Annotated in this window: 15 protein-coding genes; 9 read left to right on the forward strand and 6 right to left on the reverse strand. The window is 31.5% G+C overall.

Features of this window, described 5'->3' with window-relative positions; genetic code table 11:
• Both B3R94_RS00915 and trxA read left to right on the forward strand, forming a co-directional pair.
• Positions 1–661: suppressor of fused domain protein (locus tag B3R94_RS00915; protein ID WP_291097989.1), on the forward strand; the 661-nt coding region annotated here is incomplete at its 5' end.
• Between the two features lie 234 nt (positions 662–895).
• Positions 896–1,252 carry a thioredoxin gene (gene trxA, locus B3R94_RS00920; protein WP_084106970.1) on the forward strand — a complete coding sequence of 119 codons (357 nt, stop codon included), beginning with the start codon at positions 896–898 and terminating at the stop codon, positions 1,250–1,252.
• A 68-nt stretch (positions 1,253–1,320) separates the two neighbouring features.
• On the opposite strand, the gene B3R94_RS00925 is transcribed toward trxA, so the two are convergent.
• Positions 1,321–2,757: an amino acid permease gene (locus tag B3R94_RS00925; RefSeq protein ID WP_376741539.1), complete on the reverse strand. Its 1,437-nt coding sequence runs from the start codon at positions 2,755–2,757 to the stop codon at positions 1,321–1,323.
• Positions 2,758–2,938: 181 nt separating this feature from the next.
• Between B3R94_RS00925 and B3R94_RS00930 the strand changes: the two genes are divergently transcribed.
• From B3R94_RS00930 to B3R94_RS00940, 3 genes are all read left to right on the forward strand, one after another.
• Positions 2,939–3,607, forward strand: a complete 669-nt coding sequence (locus tag B3R94_RS00930) for a hypothetical protein (protein ID WP_219033914.1) — start codon at positions 2,939–2,941, stop codon at positions 3,605–3,607.
• A 5-nt stretch (positions 3,608–3,612) separates the two neighbouring features.
• Entirely contained in the window at positions 3,613–4,092 is a 480-nt protein-coding gene (locus B3R94_RS00935) for a hypothetical protein (RefSeq protein ID WP_291097992.1), read from the forward strand.
• A gap of 89 nt (positions 4,093–4,181) precedes the next feature.
• Positions 4,182–5,084 (forward strand): ketopantoate reductase family protein, encoded by a 903-nt coding sequence (locus B3R94_RS00940; RefSeq protein WP_291097996.1) that lies wholly within the window; start codon positions 4,182–4,184, stop codon positions 5,082–5,084.
• A 199-nt stretch (positions 5,085–5,283) separates the two neighbouring features.
• Here the strand turns inward: B3R94_RS00940 and B3R94_RS00945 are convergent, their stop codons facing one another.
• Genes B3R94_RS00945 through B3R94_RS00955 form a run of 3 tightly spaced genes read right to left on the reverse strand, consistent with a single transcriptional unit; the run spans position 5,284 to position 8,276 of the window.
• The gene (locus B3R94_RS00945) at positions 5,284–6,351 is read right to left on the reverse strand and encodes a diphosphomevalonate/mevalonate 3,5-bisphosphate decarboxylase family protein (RefSeq protein WP_291097999.1); all 1,068 of its coding nucleotides are present in this window, start codon (positions 6,349–6,351) and stop codon (positions 5,284–5,286) included.
• A gap of 14 nt (positions 6,352–6,365) precedes the next feature.
• The gene (locus tag B3R94_RS00950; protein WP_291098002.1) at positions 6,366–7,367 is read right to left on the reverse strand and encodes an NAD-dependent epimerase/dehydratase family protein; all 1,002 of its coding nucleotides are present in this window, start codon (positions 7,365–7,367) and stop codon (positions 6,366–6,368) included.
• A 6-nt stretch (positions 7,368–7,373) separates the two neighbouring features.
• The gene (locus B3R94_RS00955; protein WP_291098005.1) at positions 7,374–8,276 is read right to left on the reverse strand and encodes a CorA family divalent cation transporter; all 903 of its coding nucleotides are present in this window, start codon (positions 8,274–8,276) and stop codon (positions 7,374–7,376) included.
• A 129-nt stretch (positions 8,277–8,405) separates the two neighbouring features.
• Between B3R94_RS00955 and tyrS the strand changes: the two genes are divergently transcribed.
• Complete coding sequence (gene tyrS / locus B3R94_RS00960; RefSeq protein ID WP_291098008.1) at positions 8,406–9,701, forward strand: tyrosine--tRNA ligase; 1,296 nt, start codon at positions 8,406–8,408, stop codon at positions 9,699–9,701.
• Between the two features lie 73 nt (positions 9,702–9,774).
• On the opposite strand, the gene trpA is transcribed toward tyrS, so the two are convergent.
• The gene (trpA, locus tag B3R94_RS00965; RefSeq protein WP_114998071.1) at positions 9,775–10,542 is read right to left on the reverse strand and encodes a tryptophan synthase subunit alpha; all 768 of its coding nucleotides are present in this window, start codon (positions 10,540–10,542) and stop codon (positions 9,775–9,777) included.
• Positions 10,543–10,544: 2 nt separating this feature from the next.
• Entirely contained in the window at positions 10,545–11,750 is a 1,206-nt protein-coding gene (locus B3R94_RS00970) for an endonuclease (protein WP_114998068.1), read from the reverse strand.
• A 91-nt stretch (positions 11,751–11,841) separates the two neighbouring features.
• Here B3R94_RS00970 and B3R94_RS00975 point away from each other — a divergent pair, with 91 nt between their 5' ends.
• From B3R94_RS00975 to B3R94_RS00985, 3 genes are all read left to right on the forward strand, one after another.
• Positions 11,842–14,577 (forward strand): carboxypeptidase regulatory-like domain-containing protein, encoded by a 2,736-nt coding sequence (locus B3R94_RS00975; protein ID WP_291098011.1) that lies wholly within the window; start codon positions 11,842–11,844, stop codon positions 14,575–14,577.
• Between the two features lie 26 nt (positions 14,578–14,603).
• Positions 14,604–15,992, forward strand: coding sequence for a DUF5689 domain-containing protein (locus tag B3R94_RS00980; RefSeq protein WP_038337143.1), 1,389 nt, complete (start codon positions 14,604–14,606; stop codon positions 15,990–15,992).
• Between the two features lie 384 nt (positions 15,993–16,376).
• Positions 16,377–17,876, forward strand: a complete 1,500-nt coding sequence (locus tag B3R94_RS00985) for a TonB-dependent receptor plug domain-containing protein (protein ID WP_291098013.1) — start codon at positions 16,377–16,379, stop codon at positions 17,874–17,876.
• Position 17,877 lies beyond the last annotated feature (1 nt).

Here is a 17,877-nt window from a genome sequence, read left to right on the forward strand (position 1 = left end):
AGATTGGATAAACTATTTTTGCATCATGAATGTAGAAGAATACAAAAAACAATATAAATCAGATCAAGCGGTTGGTGCAATTGCGATCGAAAATCGCTTAAAAGAAGTTTATGGGACTTTAGAGCCTCGTTTTTATTCGCCTCAAGTGATGTCTTTTCAAGGAGGTGATGATCCAATTGATGGAGTTGCGGTCTTTGATGTCAATGGTTATTATCATTTGGTGAGTTACGGAATGTCGCATTTATACTATTCTGAGGAAAGTGTAGGAGCGGATTTTAGTAAGTGGGGATTTGAGTTTTCTTTCCGTGTGAAACCTGTTAAAGATGATAATGGTGAAGATCCTTTTTGGGTGGTTCAATTAATGAATAATTTGGGACGATTCGTGAACGAAACAAAAGTTTGGTTTGATGAGTACCAATTTTTACCCTTAGGAGGTCCAATTCGTACAGATTCGGAAACGGACATTGTTGGTTTGGCTTTTATCAAGGATGATGATTTAGATGAAATTGATACGCCGCATGGAAAAGTTACATTTATACAAATGATTGGTTTGAATTCGGAACAATTGAAAAGATTGGAAGATAATTCAACCAAAGAAGAAATAATGTCAGTGATAGCTGAAATAAAGTCAGTTAATCCAAAATTTGTGTGTGAATTATAGTAGAATTTCTAAAATAAAACATATTTGCGTTAACCTATTTCTTAAATTATGTTAAATGTAAAAAACAGATTGTCAGTATTTTAAACTTGGTATTTGTTTTGATTATATCTAAATGTTAGTAGCACTAACAGTAGAATAAATTTTTCATAGGTTAGGTTAATAATTAGTAAAGCTAATTATGAAGCACTTCTTCGGAAGTGCTTTTTTTAGTATATTTAAGAAGAAAAAATAAAGATGTTTAAAAATTTATTCAACCGAAATAAAAATCAATCAAATAACAAAGAAGAATCAAAAACGATGACTTTCGAAGAAATTATTAATTCAGATAAACCAGTTTTGTTAGATTTTTTTGCAACTTGGTGTGGTCCTTGTCAAATGATGGGTCCAGTTTTGCAACAAGTGAAAGAAGAATTGGGAGATGATGTCAAAATCCTAAAAGTGGATGTTGATAAATATCAAGATTTAGCTGCACGATATCAAGTGCAAGGAGTTCCGACTTTTGCCATTTTCAAAAATGGTGAATTATTATGGAAACAAAGTGGAGCACGACCAAAAGAACAATTGGTGACAGAAATCAAAAAATATATTTAAAAATAGGTTTGCTTTGCAACCAAAGTCGATTAAAAAATCCGCTCATTGAGCGGATTTTTTGTTTCTTCTTATAAAGAATTTTTCTTTTTATTTTCTTTTACAATTCGATAAGCGATGTAAAGGAAGATCAACCAAACTGGAATTAATTCTACTGAAATTTTAAGTCCTGTAAACCACATAATCACTAAAATTCCAAATAAGAAAATTAGACAAATATAATTACTGATAGGATACAAGAAAGATGGAAATAATGTTTTTGTATTCTCCAAATTCTTTTGTTTTCGGTATTTAAGATGTGTTATCGAAATCATAATCCAGTTAATTACCAACGAAGAAACCACTAAAGACATCAATACATGAAATGCATCTTCTGGAATTATTTTATTAATTAAAATACAAATTGCTGCGAAAAAAGATGAAACTAAAATCGCCATAACAGGGACGTGATTTTTGTTTAATTTTTTTAAGAATTTAGGCGCATTTCCTTGTTCTGCCAAACCATATAACATTCTACTATTACTGTAAACAGAGCTATTGTAAACTGATAAAGCAGCCGTCAAAACAATAATGTTTAGTGCATTGGCAATTAATCTTGAAAAATCAATTGTGTTACCAAAAATATTTAGTTTCAAATGATTCAAATTCTCAAAAACCATTACAAAAGGACTACTTTTATCCGTAATCGTTTCCCAAGGAGCTAACGAAAATAAGATAATTAATGCTCCAACATAGAAGATTAAAATTCTATAAATTACTTGATTGGTTGCTTTTGGAATTGTTTTTTCTGGATTTTTAGCTTCAGCAGCTGTGATGCCAATCAATTCTAAACCTCCAAAAGAAAACATAATAAGAGCCATTGCGGCGAATAATCCACTAAAACCGCCTTCGCTATTACCAGATAACCAACCTTTTGGAAAAAAACCTCCGTTGTTCCAAAGATTTTGTATTGTTGCTTGTTCACCTCCAGTTCCGCTTATTAAAAGGTAAGCTCCAAAAATAATCATCGCAATAATCGCAATAACTTTGATGATAGAAAACCAAAATTCAGCTTCACCAAACATTTTTACTGAGCCTAAATTCAATGCGTTAATCACAATAAAAAAGAACAAACTCGACGCCCATAATGGAATTTCTGGCCACCAAAATTGTACATAAATTCCGATTGCAGTCAATTCGGACATACTTACTAAAACGTAAAGAATCCAATAATTCCAACCAGAAGCAAATCCAGCAAAAGATCCCCAATATTTATATGCAAAATGACTAAAGCTTCCTGAAACAGGCTCGTTAACAACCATTTCTCCTAATTGGCGCATAATAAAAAAGGCTATAATTCCTGCAATTGCATATCCCAAAATAACAGATGGTCCAGCTAAAACAGCAGCAGGTCCAATTCCTAAAAACAAACCAGTTCCAATCGCGCCACCTAAAGCAATCAATTGAATATGTCGGTTAGTAAGGCCTCTTTGTAATTCTTTTTCTTCAGTATTATTTATTTGACTCACGTGTGATGTATTAATTTGTTAAATATATGTAAAAACTATTTTCTAAAAGAACAATTTGAAGAATTGTCTTGTTTGAATTAATATAAAGAAAATGCTTTAATAATAAATTTTATTCATGTTAAATCATCTAAAAATTGAAAAAATATTCAATAAAATTTCTAATTATATAAAAATCAACCTTATGAAAAAACTACTTTTTACTTTTTTACTGACATTATTTACCTCTGTTCAGCTTTTTGCAGATGGACCTTTTTTATATTCTTTACCTTTTGGTTCGAGAGTTTATCCTGATGAAACGATCTTAGAAAAAACGAAAGAAAAAGGAATTGATTATTCTACTTTCGAAAAATATATGTTGGATAATAATATAGAATTAGGCAAAAAAGTTGGGCTTCTTTCTGAACTCGAAGTTTATTTTGTGGTGAATGATAATCAAAAATCATATTTTGTTGATTATAAAGAGAAATTTAAAAAGTCAGTTGGAAAGAAATTTGGAACTAAAACTCCAATCAATGAACGATTTTTAATTGCGTTGATGGATGATTACGATATAGAATCTCCTAAAGTAGAAGTATATCAAAAATTTGTTGATGAAAATCCTCAAAGTAAAACGATGCAATTTGTGAATATTTTTGCTTATAATTTTAATCTTATTTGGGATGATGATAAAAAAGATTATTCTTCTATGAATGATTTTATAGAAAAATATCAAGATAATTGTTTGCAAAATTTTGAGAGTTTTAACAACGATACTTCTGCCGATATTTTTTCTGAATTTGAAGAGATTATTGCGTTAGGATACAATTGCGATTATGCTTTGAATGTCTTGCTCCTGCAAATAATCGATTGAATATTTTGAATCAAAGAACAGAATTTACATTAAATAAAATTGCAAATGCAGAACCAATTCCAAGAATGGTTGTAACGCAAAATGCTTCTCAAATTGGATTATCGGCTTATGAATGGTTGGGCGAGGAAATGAAGTTAATTTCTAGCTTGAAAATTTCGGATGAAGAGAAAACTCTTCTGAATTATTTTGCCGTAAATGAAACATACAATTATATCAATCGTGTCAACAATCTATATGTTTTATTTGAAGCGATTCAGAAAACGCCTTCGCAATTAGCGAAATCGGCGAACAATAAATCTGTTGAAAAAATTGCTGCAAAAGATAATTGGAAGAAAATAAATCAATTGTATGATGTTTTTAAAAAGAATTTTCAAAAAGACAATGAAATAGCTGTAGACTCTAGCTCAAATCTTGATGATTTGCGTAATTTGATTTATTATTTGTATCTCAATCCAAAAGAATTGTCAAAAGTTTATCAAAACTAATTATAACCGAAATATTAAATTTTTTCAAAGACTTAAATTCGTAAATGTTGTAGATTTTATTTTAAATTTATCTTCTAAATAACAAAAAAATGAAATCAATTTATTTTCTTGGATTGGGAGCTTTAGGAGCAAAATATGCAGCGAGTTTTTATGAATATAATCCAGAAATTGTAAGTGTAATTGTAAATGAGGAGCGAAAAAATCGATACGAAAAATCGCAAATTTTTGTGAATGATAAAGCGTATGATTTTAATTATGTTACAAAAATCGAGGAGAATAATTATCCAGATTATATATTTTTAGTCGTTAAAAGTTCGAATTTACAGCAAGCGATAGAAGATATGAAGCCTTTTGTTGGTGAACATACGATGATTGTAAGTTTGATGAACGGAATTTCTTCTGAACGTGTTTTGGCAGATCATTTTGGATGGGATCGTGTGGTGAATGCGGTTGCGTATATGGATGCGGTAAAAGTTGATAATCGTGTGACGTTTTCGAGCATTGGAAAAATTATTTTTGGGAAAATGGATTCAATCAACCATAATAAATTAGTCGATTTACATGAATTGATGAATGCTGCTGAAATTCCAAATCAATTATCGGATGATATTCAGAAAGCACAATGGGCGAAATATTTGGTAAATGTTGTTGGAAATCAATTGACATTTTTGTTGGAGTTTCCATATGGACAATTTCGTACCAATCAACATCTCGAGGTTTTAATGGATATGATTTCTAATGAAGTTCTTGCGGTTGGGAATGCACATGGAGTTGCAATTGGTCAAGAAGAAGTGGATCGAATGAAATCTACGATGAAAATTGTGGATGAATTTGGTAAAACTTCGATGTTACAAGATCGCGAAGCAAAACGATATTCGGAAGTGGATGAATTTGCAGGCGAAATTATCAGTTTAGGAAAACAATATAATATTCCGACGCCTTACAACGAGTTCATTTATAATATGGTAAAATCAATTGAAGAAACATATTAAAAATAGCTACAAAGTCATTCAATTTTGGATTACTTTTTTATTTGAAATCGAAATTTCTTTAGAAAATATCATCGTTGTCAATCTGAACTTGTTTCAGATTCTCATAAAATATGCGATGTTGAAATGAATTCAACATGACAAAAATAGTTAAACTAAAAAAGCAAGCTCTTGTAGCTTGCTTTTTTAGTTTTAGAAGTGATTAAAAACTCACTTTATCTTTTATGTAATTTCCGTTTTGACAGAATTGTTTTAATTCATTTTCGATGAAAATTTCAATAGCTTCCGCATCTTGCGAAGGATACAATAAATGTACATTTGCGCCAGCATCTAATGTGAAATACAAATGATTTCCTGTTTCACGACGGAACTCCCACAATTTTTCTAAAGCAGCAACTGTATTTGGTTTCATCAAAATAAATGCAGGATTCGACATCATCATCATGGCGTGCAATGTCAAAGCTTCATGTTCTACCAATTCTCCAAACGCTTTGATATCGCCAGATTTTAAAATTGGTAATAAAGCTTTTAAGTTTTCATTTGCTTCCACAAAACGACGTTCTGCATACGGATGTCCATTCATTAAATTGTGACCAACAGTAGAAGAAACCGATTTTTGACCTTCGTGAATCAATAAAATGGTATCATGAAAAGTTTTGAAAACATCATGAATTTCGACATCTGGATATTTTGTTCCAAATAAATCTGAACTACCTTCGATAAAATCATTTTCTCCCCATTCAACCAAACCTTTGTAAACCGAACGACAAGCACTTCCAGAACCTAAACGAGCCAAGAAAGAAGCTTTTTTCTTGGCGTCTTCTTCTGATAAATTTGCGCCAAGAATATTCTCAATTTGAACTAAACATAATGCCATTGCCGACATTCCAGAAGCTGAAGAAGCAATTCCAGAACTATGTGGAAACGAATTATGTGTGTGAACTTCAAATTTGAATTGATTCAAAAATGGAATATATACTGTAATTCTTTCGAAAAAAGTAATGATTTTTGGAGCAAAACTTTCTTTCAATTCGCCTTCCAAATAAACTTCAACTTCGAAAGTATCCGACGTTTTTGGCGTAAATTTTAATTCAGTTTCTGTGTAGCTACTCGTTAATGTGTAGCTGATAGAGCTATTGGTAGGGATTTGATTTTTCTTTTTCCCCCAATATTTTACCAACGCAATATTTGATGGACTTTTAGCAGAAACGCTTCCTGATTTTAATTCCGAAGCAGTTATTGAAAGTGTTGAAATGAATTGTTGTTCCATAAAACAAAAGTAAACTATTTTGTAGAATTCAGCTTTTGAAAACGTTTATAATGATAATCAATTGCTTCTTTGATTGGAATAAATTCGTATTGAAGCAAATTTTTAACTTTAGAATTGTCGTATTTGGTATAAGTTGTCAATGAATAATAATTCGCTTTTGTCATATATTTTCCACCAAAAATTCGACTGAAAATAGATAGATTTTTAATGATTTTCAAGGTTGTATTCGAAACATTTTTGACTGAACGTTTGCTATTGATCGAAACAAGATCAAATACTTCACGGTAACTTTTATTTTCAGAAATTACCACAAATTTTTGATTGTAAACTTGTTGATTAATTAATTCTAAAAAAATCTTTACTACATCGCGTACATCTACAAATCCTGTTCCGCCCGAAGGAGCATAATCGCTTTTTGATGAATTTTGTTGAAACAAACTTTCGCTTGCACGTTTAGTATCCAAAGTTCCGATGATTACACCAGGATTTATAATAATAACTTTAATACCTTCTTGTGAAGCACGCCAAACTTCCATTTCTGCTCTAAATTTTGAGATAGAATAAGAAGAATGCGTCAAGCCATTATTCCAACCAGAACGTTCGTCAATCATTTTAGTTGAAGGATTCAAATCATCCATCGAAGCAATAGAACTGATGAAGAAAAATTCTTTCACGCCAGAATCAATCGCTTCATTTACCAAAGTCTCAGTTCCTAAAATATTCGTATTGAAAATTTCTTCTTCTTGACGTTCATCAAATGAAACAAAAGCCGCAGCGTGATAAATTGTTTCGATCCCGTCTAATAAATTTGGAAGTTCAGTTACGTCCAACAAATCACCATCAATCCAATGAATAAATTGATAAAATTGCGAAGCATTTTGTTCCGCAAAAAAATTTTGGATGGTTGCTGTGTTAGATGTTTTTCGTTTTAAGGCACGAATAGGTTGTTGCTTTTTTGCCAATTCTACCAACAAATGCGCGCCAACCAAACCTGTTCCTCCCGTTACGAAAATCATACTGAATTATAAATATTTTTTTTTCCTGAACCAAAAGTAAATAAAAATTACCACTAATAACATGACAAGTAAACAAATTGGATAGCCTAATTTGTAATTTAACTCGGGCATGAAATCGAAATTCATTCCATAAATTCCAGCGATAAAAGTTAAGGGTAAGAAAAATGCAGAAAAAACGGTAAGCGTTTGCATGATTTCGTTAGATTTCTGTCCATTTAACGAAAGATAAATTGTTAACAAACTTTGTACGTCATCTACAATTTGTGAATGCAAGTGTAACATTTTTACGTTTTCTTCGTACAAATCCTGTGATGAACTTGTCTTTTTGTTATCAGCGCGATATTCTTTCAGTGCTTCAAGCGTATAATCTAATATTTTTTTGCAAGCTGTCGCTTCTCGTTTGATTTTATATAAGGTAGGAAGTTTAATTTTTCTAAAATCATCTGTAAAAATCAAATGCTCGAGTTGATTGACTTCTTCGTCCATTTGATATGCTGGTTCTTCATACGTTTTGATGGTTTCGGAAATAATACGATACAAAATTCCTTTGATAATGATTTTAGAAGGATCAGTATTAGCTAAATACTTTTTCTGAATTTTGTCAAAAATATCCGTTTCCTTTTGATGAACAGTCACAATAAAATCTGCACCGATGTAAATACTGATTTTGTGACTAAATTCTCGAACAGTGTTTTTCAACATACGGTGTTCTTTATCAAAAAAACGAATTAACAAAAACGAAACTTTTGAATCATCTGATTCATATTTAGGTAAATGTCCAGGCTCCAAACTATCTTCAATCGTTAATTTCTGAAAACAATATTTTGTGGCAATTTCATTCAACTCAACTTTTGTTGGATTTTGTAAGTTTATCCATTTAAATTTTTCGTTCTCGAAAAGTGTTTGCATGTATTCCTTTTATTCAAATTTTAAATAAATATATCAAATAAGTTTTATTTTGACAGATCATTTATAATCTACTGAAAAATCATAACTTTGTATCTTGTAAAAATTAGATAAAAAATATATTAAAATACTATGAATCCATTAATTGAAGAATTGACTTGGAGAGGACTGGTTCACAATATTATGCCAGGGACAGAAGAACAACTAAATAAAGAAATGACTTCTGGTTATGTAGGTTTCGATCCTACGGCAGATTCTCTTCACGTTGGAAGTTTGGTTCCTATTTTCTTATTGGTTCATTTGCAACGTCATGGTCATCGTCCAATCGCCTTGGTTGGTGGTGCAACTGGTTTTATCGGTGATCCTACTGGTAAAGCAGCAGAGAGAAGTTTATTAGACGAAGAAACATTGAATAAATATGTTGCTGGAATTAAAGCACAATTGTCTCGTTTCTTAGATTTTGATACGAATAATGGAAATTCAGCTTTATTGGTGAATAACTATGATTGGATGAAAGATTTTTCGTTCATCGATTTTGCACGTAATGTCGGAAAACACATTACTGTAAATTATATGATGGCAAAAGATTCTGTAAAATCTAGACTATCTTCTGAATCGAATGTCGGAATGTCTTTCACAGAATTTACATATCAATTGATTCAAGGATATGATTATTTACATTTGTACAAAGAATTAGGTGCAAAATTGCAAATGGGAGGTTCTGATCAATGGGGAAATATTACAACAGGAACAGAATTAATTCGTCGTACAGTACAAGGTGAAGCTTTTGCTTTTACTTGTCCATTAACAACTAAAGCGGACGGAACTAAATTTGGGAAATCGGAAGGTGGTGAAAATATTTGGTTAGATAAAAACCGTACTTCTCCTTATAAATTCTACCAATTTTGGTTAAATCAAGCGGATGCTGATGCTGAACGTTACATCAAAATTTATACGTTCTTAGAAAAAGAAGCGATTGATGATTTAATCGAGCGTCATCGTCAAGAGCCACATTTACGCGAATTACAACGTAAATTAGCAACTGAAATTACAATTTTAGTTCATGGTGTTGAAGAATTACGCAAAGCAGAAAAAGCATCTCAAGTTTTATTCGGAAAATCAACTTCAGAAGATTTGAAAGAATTAGATGGAGATACTTTCTTATCAGTTTTCGAAGGTGTGCCTCAAGCAACTATTGCAAAAACTGATATCGAAGCGGGATTGGATATTGTTACTGCTTTAGCTGAAAAATCTAGTTTCTTAAAATCAAATTCAGAAGCGCGTCGTGAATTGAAAGCAAACGCAATTTCTGTAAACAAAGAAAAAGTAGCGGAAGAATTTGTGTTAACAACAGAAAATTTAATCGCAGATAAATACGTTTTATTACAAAAAGGTAAAAAGAATTATTTCATCTTAATTGTTGAATAATTTTTTAGATAAAACATTTCCAAAATAGAAAGCAAGCTGAATTAAGCTTGCTTTTTGTTTTGAAAACTATTTTTTATCTCAATTCTGAAAGATAATCTTTAATTGCTCCAGAAAGATTTCCATTCGAATTTTCTAAAACACGTAAAAAAGCACTTCCGATAATTGCTCCATCTGCGTAATTCCAAGCTTTTTCTACATCAGCTTTTGTCGAAATTCCAAATCCTATTTGATGTGGTTTTGTTAAACCTAAATTTTTAACATTTGACAAAAAATCTTCATTATAATTAGATTGTGTAGCACCAGTTGTAGCTGAACTCGAAACGATATAAACAAATCCAGAAGTTGCATCATTAATCTCTTTAATGCGTTTTTCTGTTGTTAAAGGTGTAATTAAAAATGTAACTTTTTGATCGTATTTCTCAAATAATTCTTTGTGTTGCGTCAAGTAAATTTCGTACGGCATATCAGGTAAAATCAAGCCTGAAACTCCACTTTCTTGACAGTTTTGTAAGAATTTTTCTAATCCGAATGTCATTACTTGATTGTAATAACCCATCAAAACAATTGGCGAAGAAATTTCATTTTGAACCGATTTTAATTGTTCAAACAAAATGTCCAACGTCATTCCATTTGCTAACGCTTTTTCACTTGTAGCTTGTATTGTTGGACCATCAGCTAAAGGATCAGAATATGGAATACCGACTTCGATAATGTCAACATTGTTTTGATCTAATTCTTTTAAAATAACAGGGGTATCCGATAAATTCGGATACCCAGCTGTTGTGTATATTGTAATGAGGTTTTTATTTTTTTGACTAAATAATTGCTCTAATTTGTTCATTTTTATTTTGCTTGTTTTAATAAGATTGTATAGACTGGAAAGTGGTCAGAATAACCGTTTGCACGATAAGTATCGCCGCTCCACATACGGTTAGGGAATCCTTTATATGCACCTTCTTTCGCTTTTAAATAATCTTTGTTGTAAATTTCAGTTTTGAAGATTTTATACGTTGAATAATCTTTATTTTTTGTAACCAATGATGAAGTTGAGATAAATTGATCAAATAGATTCCAAGCATCACGATAAGCTAAAGTACCAACACCTTTTTTATATAAAGGTAACATAGGGTCATAATATCCGTTATCCGAAACTTTAGCAATTTCTCCGGCCGGATCAAATGTGTTTTTAATACTTGGAGAAATAGGATCATCATTAAAATCACCCATTGCAATTACTTTTGCATTTGGATTTTTAGATTTTAACTCATCAAAAATTCCTTTCATCACCTTTGCTGCTTCCATACGAGCTGGCATCGAAACTTTTTCTCCACCACTACGAGAAGGCCAGTGATTCACTAAAAAAGTGATTTCTTCACCGTCTAATAAACCTGTAACTTGTAGAATATCACGCGTATATTTGCGTTTACCTTCAGCATCATAATTGAAAATTGGATGAGGTCTTGCATCAATTACCTTGAAACGAGATTTTTGATACAATAAACCTGTATCAACTCCACGAGCATCAAACGAATTGAAATGAACAACACCATAATCGTATTTTTTCAAAGCAGAGCTTTTTGCTAAATCTTCTAAAGTTTCTCTTGTCTCGATCTCACAAATACCTACGATTACTGGAGCAGAGCCTGTAACATCTGCGCCTAATTCGCTAATAACTTTTGAAATATTATTGACTTTTTGGAAATATTTTTCTGTATTCCATCTTTTATTTCCGTTTGGTAAAAATTCTTCTTGAAGAATTAATGGACGGATAATTTTCTTTCCTTTTATATTTTCGTACGTATAACTTTGTTTGAATTCTTCTGTTTCGTACTTCGATATGTCAGATTCTGCAATCTGAATGTGATAATTTTTGTCATTAAAAGGTAAAGTTCCATTTACATATCCAACTGATTTTATGGTGTCAAAAAGATTCTCGACATTGTAAAACGCTACAGTTGCACTTGAATATTTGCTTTGAGCTTTAACATTTAACGTTAAGAATAAATTAAAAATTATTAATAAAGTTAAAGATTTATTAATTTTAAACATATGTTATTAATTATGAATTTACTAAATTTGTTGTCCTATTTTTTCTGATGAAGGAAATAAAGAGCTAATTTATAAATAAAAATTCGTTTGAATGAACAAATTATTGTTAAGTCTTTCAGTCTTTGCAGCAACTGTCGCTATGGCGCAGGCGCAAACAAAGGTTACTGGGGTAGCAAAAAATGCTGCTACAGGTGAAGAGGTTTATAACCTCACTGTACGTTTGGACGGAGGAGCAGTAAGCGATGCTGCTATCACCGATCGTATAGGATATTTTCAGTTTGTAGATATTCCGGATGGAACGTACAAATTACAAGTTTATGGCGTGGGCTATGACCCATATGAAAAAGAAATCACAGTAGCAGGGCAAAAAGAGCTTGACTTAGGTGATATTAAATTAACATTTAATCCAAATACAGCAGAAGTTGGAATTATTACATTAACAGATGATGAATTATCTGATGATGAAAGTTCGACAGCTTCAAATTCAGGACTTTTACAATCTTCACGCGATGTTTTTGCTCGCGTTTCTGCGTACGAATTAGGTTCGTATTGGTTTAAACCAAGAGGTTTAGACAACAAATATAATGATGTATTATTCAATGGAGTTCGTATGAATAAAATGGATAATGGTCGTGCAACTTTTAACAACTGGGGAGGTTTGAATGATGTAACTCGTCGTCCAGATGAGTTAACATACGGAATTGAACCTTCTAATTATGCTTTTGGTGATTTAGGTGGAGTTACAAATTTTGATACTCGTCCTTCAACAATGCGTAAGGGAGTAAGTTTGGCTTATTCTAGTACAAATCGTTCATACAGAAACCGTGTAATGGCTACATATAATACGGGATTGATGGATAATGGTTGGGCGTTTATGGTTTCTGGAAGTAGACGTTGGGCAGAAGAAGGTATTATAGAAGGTACTTTTTATGATGCATACGCTTACTACTTAGGAGTTGAGAAAAAGTTTAATGAAAAACATACTTTAAACTTTACAAGTTTTGGTGCGCCAACTCGTCGTTCTACAGGTTCACCTAATACACAAGAAGTTGTGGATATGATGGGGATTTATTACAATTCTTATTGGGGATGGCAAGATGGTGAAAAACGTAATGAGCGTGTAAAGAAAACATTCGAGCCTATTAATATGTTGACGCATCATTGGAATATTAACAATAAATCAAAATTAACAACAACAGTTTCTTATCAATTTGGTAAAGAAAGTAGTTCTCGTTTAGATTGGTTTGCAGGAAATAATCCTTCTCCAGTTTACTATCGTAATTTACCATCTTATTTTGCATATAGTGGAGCAAGTCAAAGTGCTATAAACAATCAAACTGAATTATGGAGAAGTGGCCAAATTTCTCAAATAGATTGGACAAGTTTATATGAAGCTAATATTAACAATGCTGGGAGATCTGTTTATTGGTTGACTGCAGATGTTAACGAAGATAAAACAGCAACTGCTTATACGAATTTTCAGACAGAGTTAGCGCCTAATATAGATTTGACAATTGCAGCTTCTTATCAAAATACGAAATCTCAATTATATCGTGAAATACAAGATTTATTAGGTGGACAATATGTTGAGAATAAAGATAACTTTACTCATGCTAGATTTAACATTTTAGACCCTGACTATCAGCCAACAAAAGGGCAGCGTCAAGGGTATAATTATGAAATTAATCGTGATTATGCAGATTTATTCGCTCAATCTAAAATAAAAGGAAAATTTTTAGATGTAACAATTGGAATGAAAGCTGCTTTGACGAAATTTTATCGTGATGGTAAATGGATGCACGAATCTTATCAGACTACTTCTTATGGAAAAAGTAAAACTTACGATTTCTTAGATTTTGGAGTGAAATCTAATTTCTTAGTAAAATTAGATGGTCGTAATTTTATTCAGGCAAATGTTATGTACCAAACAGAAGCACCAACTTCTGATGAGATTTTTCCAAATGCTCGTGTAACGAATGTAACTGTTGATGGTGTTGAGAGTGCAAAAATATTCTCAAGTGATTTATCATATATTTTAAGAGCTCCACGTATTAAAGCGCGTGCTACGGCATTTTATACAAGAACAAAAGACGAAATTGAAAAAGCTTTTGGTTATATCGACGGAGCAAATGATCAAGTATTCGTTTCAGAAGTAATGACAGGTGTTGGAAAAGAATATTTAGGAACAGAATTAGCAATTGAAGCTCAGGTTTTTCCTGTTTTAACTCTTTCAGCTGTAGCTTCTATCGGTCAATATTTATATAAAGATAATCCAAACTATAATTTATATTCAGATGATTACAGTAATGATGCTTTACCTTATAGAAATTTTGGGACTGCATATCTTAAAAACTATAAAGTAGGAAGTGGACCTCAGTCTGGTTTTACTTTAAGTGCAGAATACCGTGATCCTAAATTTTGGTGGATTGGAGCTTCAGGAAACTTATTAGCTAACAATTATATTGATCCAGCCGCATATAGAAGAACTGTAAACTTTTTTACAAAAAGTGAGGCTGAAGGAGGAGAATTATTAGACGTAAACAATGAAGATTTAAAAAAGATTTTAAAACAAGAAAAGTTAAGTAACGAAATCATGTTAAATATTAACATGGGAAAAACATTTCGTATAGGGAAATATTCTGCAGGTATTTCAGGAACTATTAATAACGTGTTGAATAATAAAAACTACGTTACTGGAGGTTTTGAGCAATTAAGAATTGGTAACTACGAGAAAGCGATCGATACAAATTATAGAACTTTATTTGGTCCAAAGATGTTTTATGGAATGGGAACAACTTATTTCGCAAACATTTATTTCAGATTTTAATTTATTAACAACGAATACAATTTAAAATGAATACAATATCAAAATTAACAATAGCAAGTCTTTTGAGCTTAGGCTTATTTATAACTCAATCTTGTGTACAAGATGATGATTATGCAACTCCGCCAATCGATTGTGCTGATAAATTAACAGCAAATATTACAATAGCTGATTTAACAACTAAAGTAACTTCTGGGCAGATAAAACTTGATTCAAATGGAGCAATAGCAGAGGATCTTGTAATGGACGCTTATGTAATTTCAAGTGACGAAACAGGAAATTTTTATAAAACAATTTCATTACAAGATAAAGTAGAAAACCCAACATCAGGTATCCAGATTGAAATTGATGGATCTAATCTATACACAAGCTATCCTTTAGGAGCGAGAATCCAAATTAGATTGAAAGGTTTAGTTGTAGCGAAAGATAGAGGAATTATGAAAATAGGATCTGTTGACCCGCAATATGCAGTTGGTCGTATACCTTCTATAAATATGAAGAAATATATGATCAAAACATGTGACCCTGTAAAAACAATTACTCCAAAAGTATTTAATAGTTTGTCGGAAGCTTTAAATGCAGGGAATTTGAATACATTAGTAACAATAAAAAATATTCAGTTTCAATCTCCAGATACAGATAAAACTTATGGAGTGGAAGCTACAACTGTTAATCGTGTATTAGTAGATAAAACAGGTAAAACAGTTGACTTACGTAATTCTGGATATGCTAAATGGTACAATGAAGAATTACCTAAAGGTAGTGGAGAGATTACTGTAGTTGTTAGTATTTACAATTCAACTTACCAAGTTTATATCCGCGATACAAAAGATGTAAAATTCGATCAACCTCGTTTTGATGTAGGTGGAGGCCAAAATCCAGGTGGAGGAAATAATACAGAAGCAACTAATTTATTGTTCAAAGGTTCTGATTTCAATGTTTGGGCTGACTTTTTATCTTCAATTAACTCTTTTGGCTTAGTGAAAGATACCTATGCAACTAGCGGAGTTGGTGTTGGTAGAGATAACACAAATGCATTACTTTTAAAAGGAACACCAAAAGCTAATGATTACGTATTTACAACTATTGTAAATAATACAATTCCTGCAACTCCAAAGAAAATTACATTTTATGTAAAAGGAACATCTGGGAAATCATTGTCACTAAATGTGTATAAATCTGATAAAAAATACGTAGTATATAATGTAGGAGATTTATCGAATGCAAATGTATCTTTATCACCAATTGATGCAAATCAATATACAGGTAAAATTGATACTAAAGGCGAATGGGTTCTTGTTACTCTAAATATTGAAGGAGTAGATATTCAAAAAACTGCTGGTGAAAATATTTTTGCACTAAAAGTAGGAAAAGATGAAGCTTATGATTTAGTTATCGATAATATCAAAATTGACTAATTAATCAGTTTAAATATTATAATAATTAAGGCAACCAATTGGTTGCCTTTTTTTGTTTTTATTAGGTTAATAAACTCCTAAATATTCTTCATTTTTTAACGTGATTTCACATTCTGAAATGTATAAAATTCAAATAAAAATTAACTATTAATATATATTGACTTTATTTAATTCAAAAAAAATTAACATAAAATCAATTTTAATTTTATTAAAAAAAGTTAAAAAAAGATTTATTAATTATTTAATAAGTAATTAAAAATGGATAATTGATAAAAAAAAGTAAATTATGTCTTATTTAGATAAAATGTTAATTATATATCATTTTTCTTTTTTCTCTAAAAAATAATGTTCAGATTTGTTTCCCTATTTTATAAAAATAAGACTATGAGGAGAAGAATCACATCTTTGAGTTTGTTAGCTTTCTTAGGTTTAGGAACAGCTGCATTTGCTCAAGTAACAGGTGTTGTAAATGACGCAGATAATTTTCCGGAAGCGGATGTAGAAGTATCTGTAAAAGGTGCGGACAAAGTTGTCTATACTGACCAAGACGGAAAATTTGACATTGATGCTAAAATTGGAGATATTTTAGTTGTTAATGGAAAAGAATTTAGTGTTACAAGTAACGCTTTAGGTACATTAAAGTACGCTGCTGCTACAAATTCTACGGTTGATTTAAGTGAAGTTGTTGTGAAATCTATTTTCAATGCTCCATCTAAATCAGGTGTTACAACTGTAAAAGCAAAAGATTTAGAACAGATGAATCCATCTGTATCTATCGACCAAATGTTAGGAGGTAAAGTAGCAGGTTTGTCATCTCAAGCGATGAGTGGTGCTCCTGGTGCAACTGCTAATGTTACAATTCGTGGTGCAATTGGTTTGAATGGTGGTGTAAAATCTCCATTATATGTTGTTGATGGTACATATATGACAGCTGCTGATGTTAATGCTATTAATCCAGCTGATATTGAAGAAGTAAAAGTATTGAAAGATGCTTCTCAATTAGCAATTTTCGGTTCTCGTGGAGCAAATGGTGTAATCATCATGAAAACAAAATCTGCGAAAAAAGGAGAAGCAATTGTTTCTTATTCATCTCGTATTGGAGTGAATCAAATGGTTGATTTACCAAATATCAACTTGATGAATGCAGAACAATTATTAAACTACCAAAATGGTTTAAGTACTATTGGTAATTTAGGTTTGGGACAAGCTCGTACATCACAAGAGATTGCAACTTTGTCTAAAAATAATCATAAATGGTCTGATGATCTATACAAAAACGGTATTACATCATCTCACTTTATTTCGATTAGTAAAAATGATGGTGAATCATCAAATAACTTTTCTGTAGGTTATGATAAAAATGAAGGAGCTGTTAGATACTACGATGGTTTAGAAAGAATTACAGCTACATTCAATAACACAACAAAAGTAAAAGATTGGTTACGTTACGGAATCAATGTGAACGGATCTTACACAACGTTAGATTCTCCTCGTGACCGTGTAAACGCACAATCTCCATTCTATAATACATTGTTAAACCGTCCTTACGAGACTTTTTATTCAATGGACGCGAACGGAAATGTAATTTTAGATGCAGATGGAAATAAAGTTTACAATCCTAATGCGAACTACATGGGATATCCTGTTGCTGATGAAATGGAAAAAACGGATGCTCAAACAAGATATTTACGTATTTATGGAACTGGTTTCGTTGAAGCAGATCTTGCTAAAAATGTAACTGCTCGTACAACTTTAGGTGCTACTTATAACCGTACACAATACGAAAATTTCTTAAAACCATCTTCAGTTTTATCTCAATTATTAGGGGACGGAGGTTCTAAAACGGATAGAAGTACAGACCGTTTGGCGGTTTCAAGTTGCTAAT

The sequence above is a fragment of the Empedobacter sp. UBA7611 genome (assembly GCF_002484365.1).
GTDB classification, from domain to species: domain Bacteria; phylum Bacteroidota; class Bacteroidia; order Flavobacteriales; family Weeksellaceae; genus Empedobacter; species Empedobacter falsenii_B.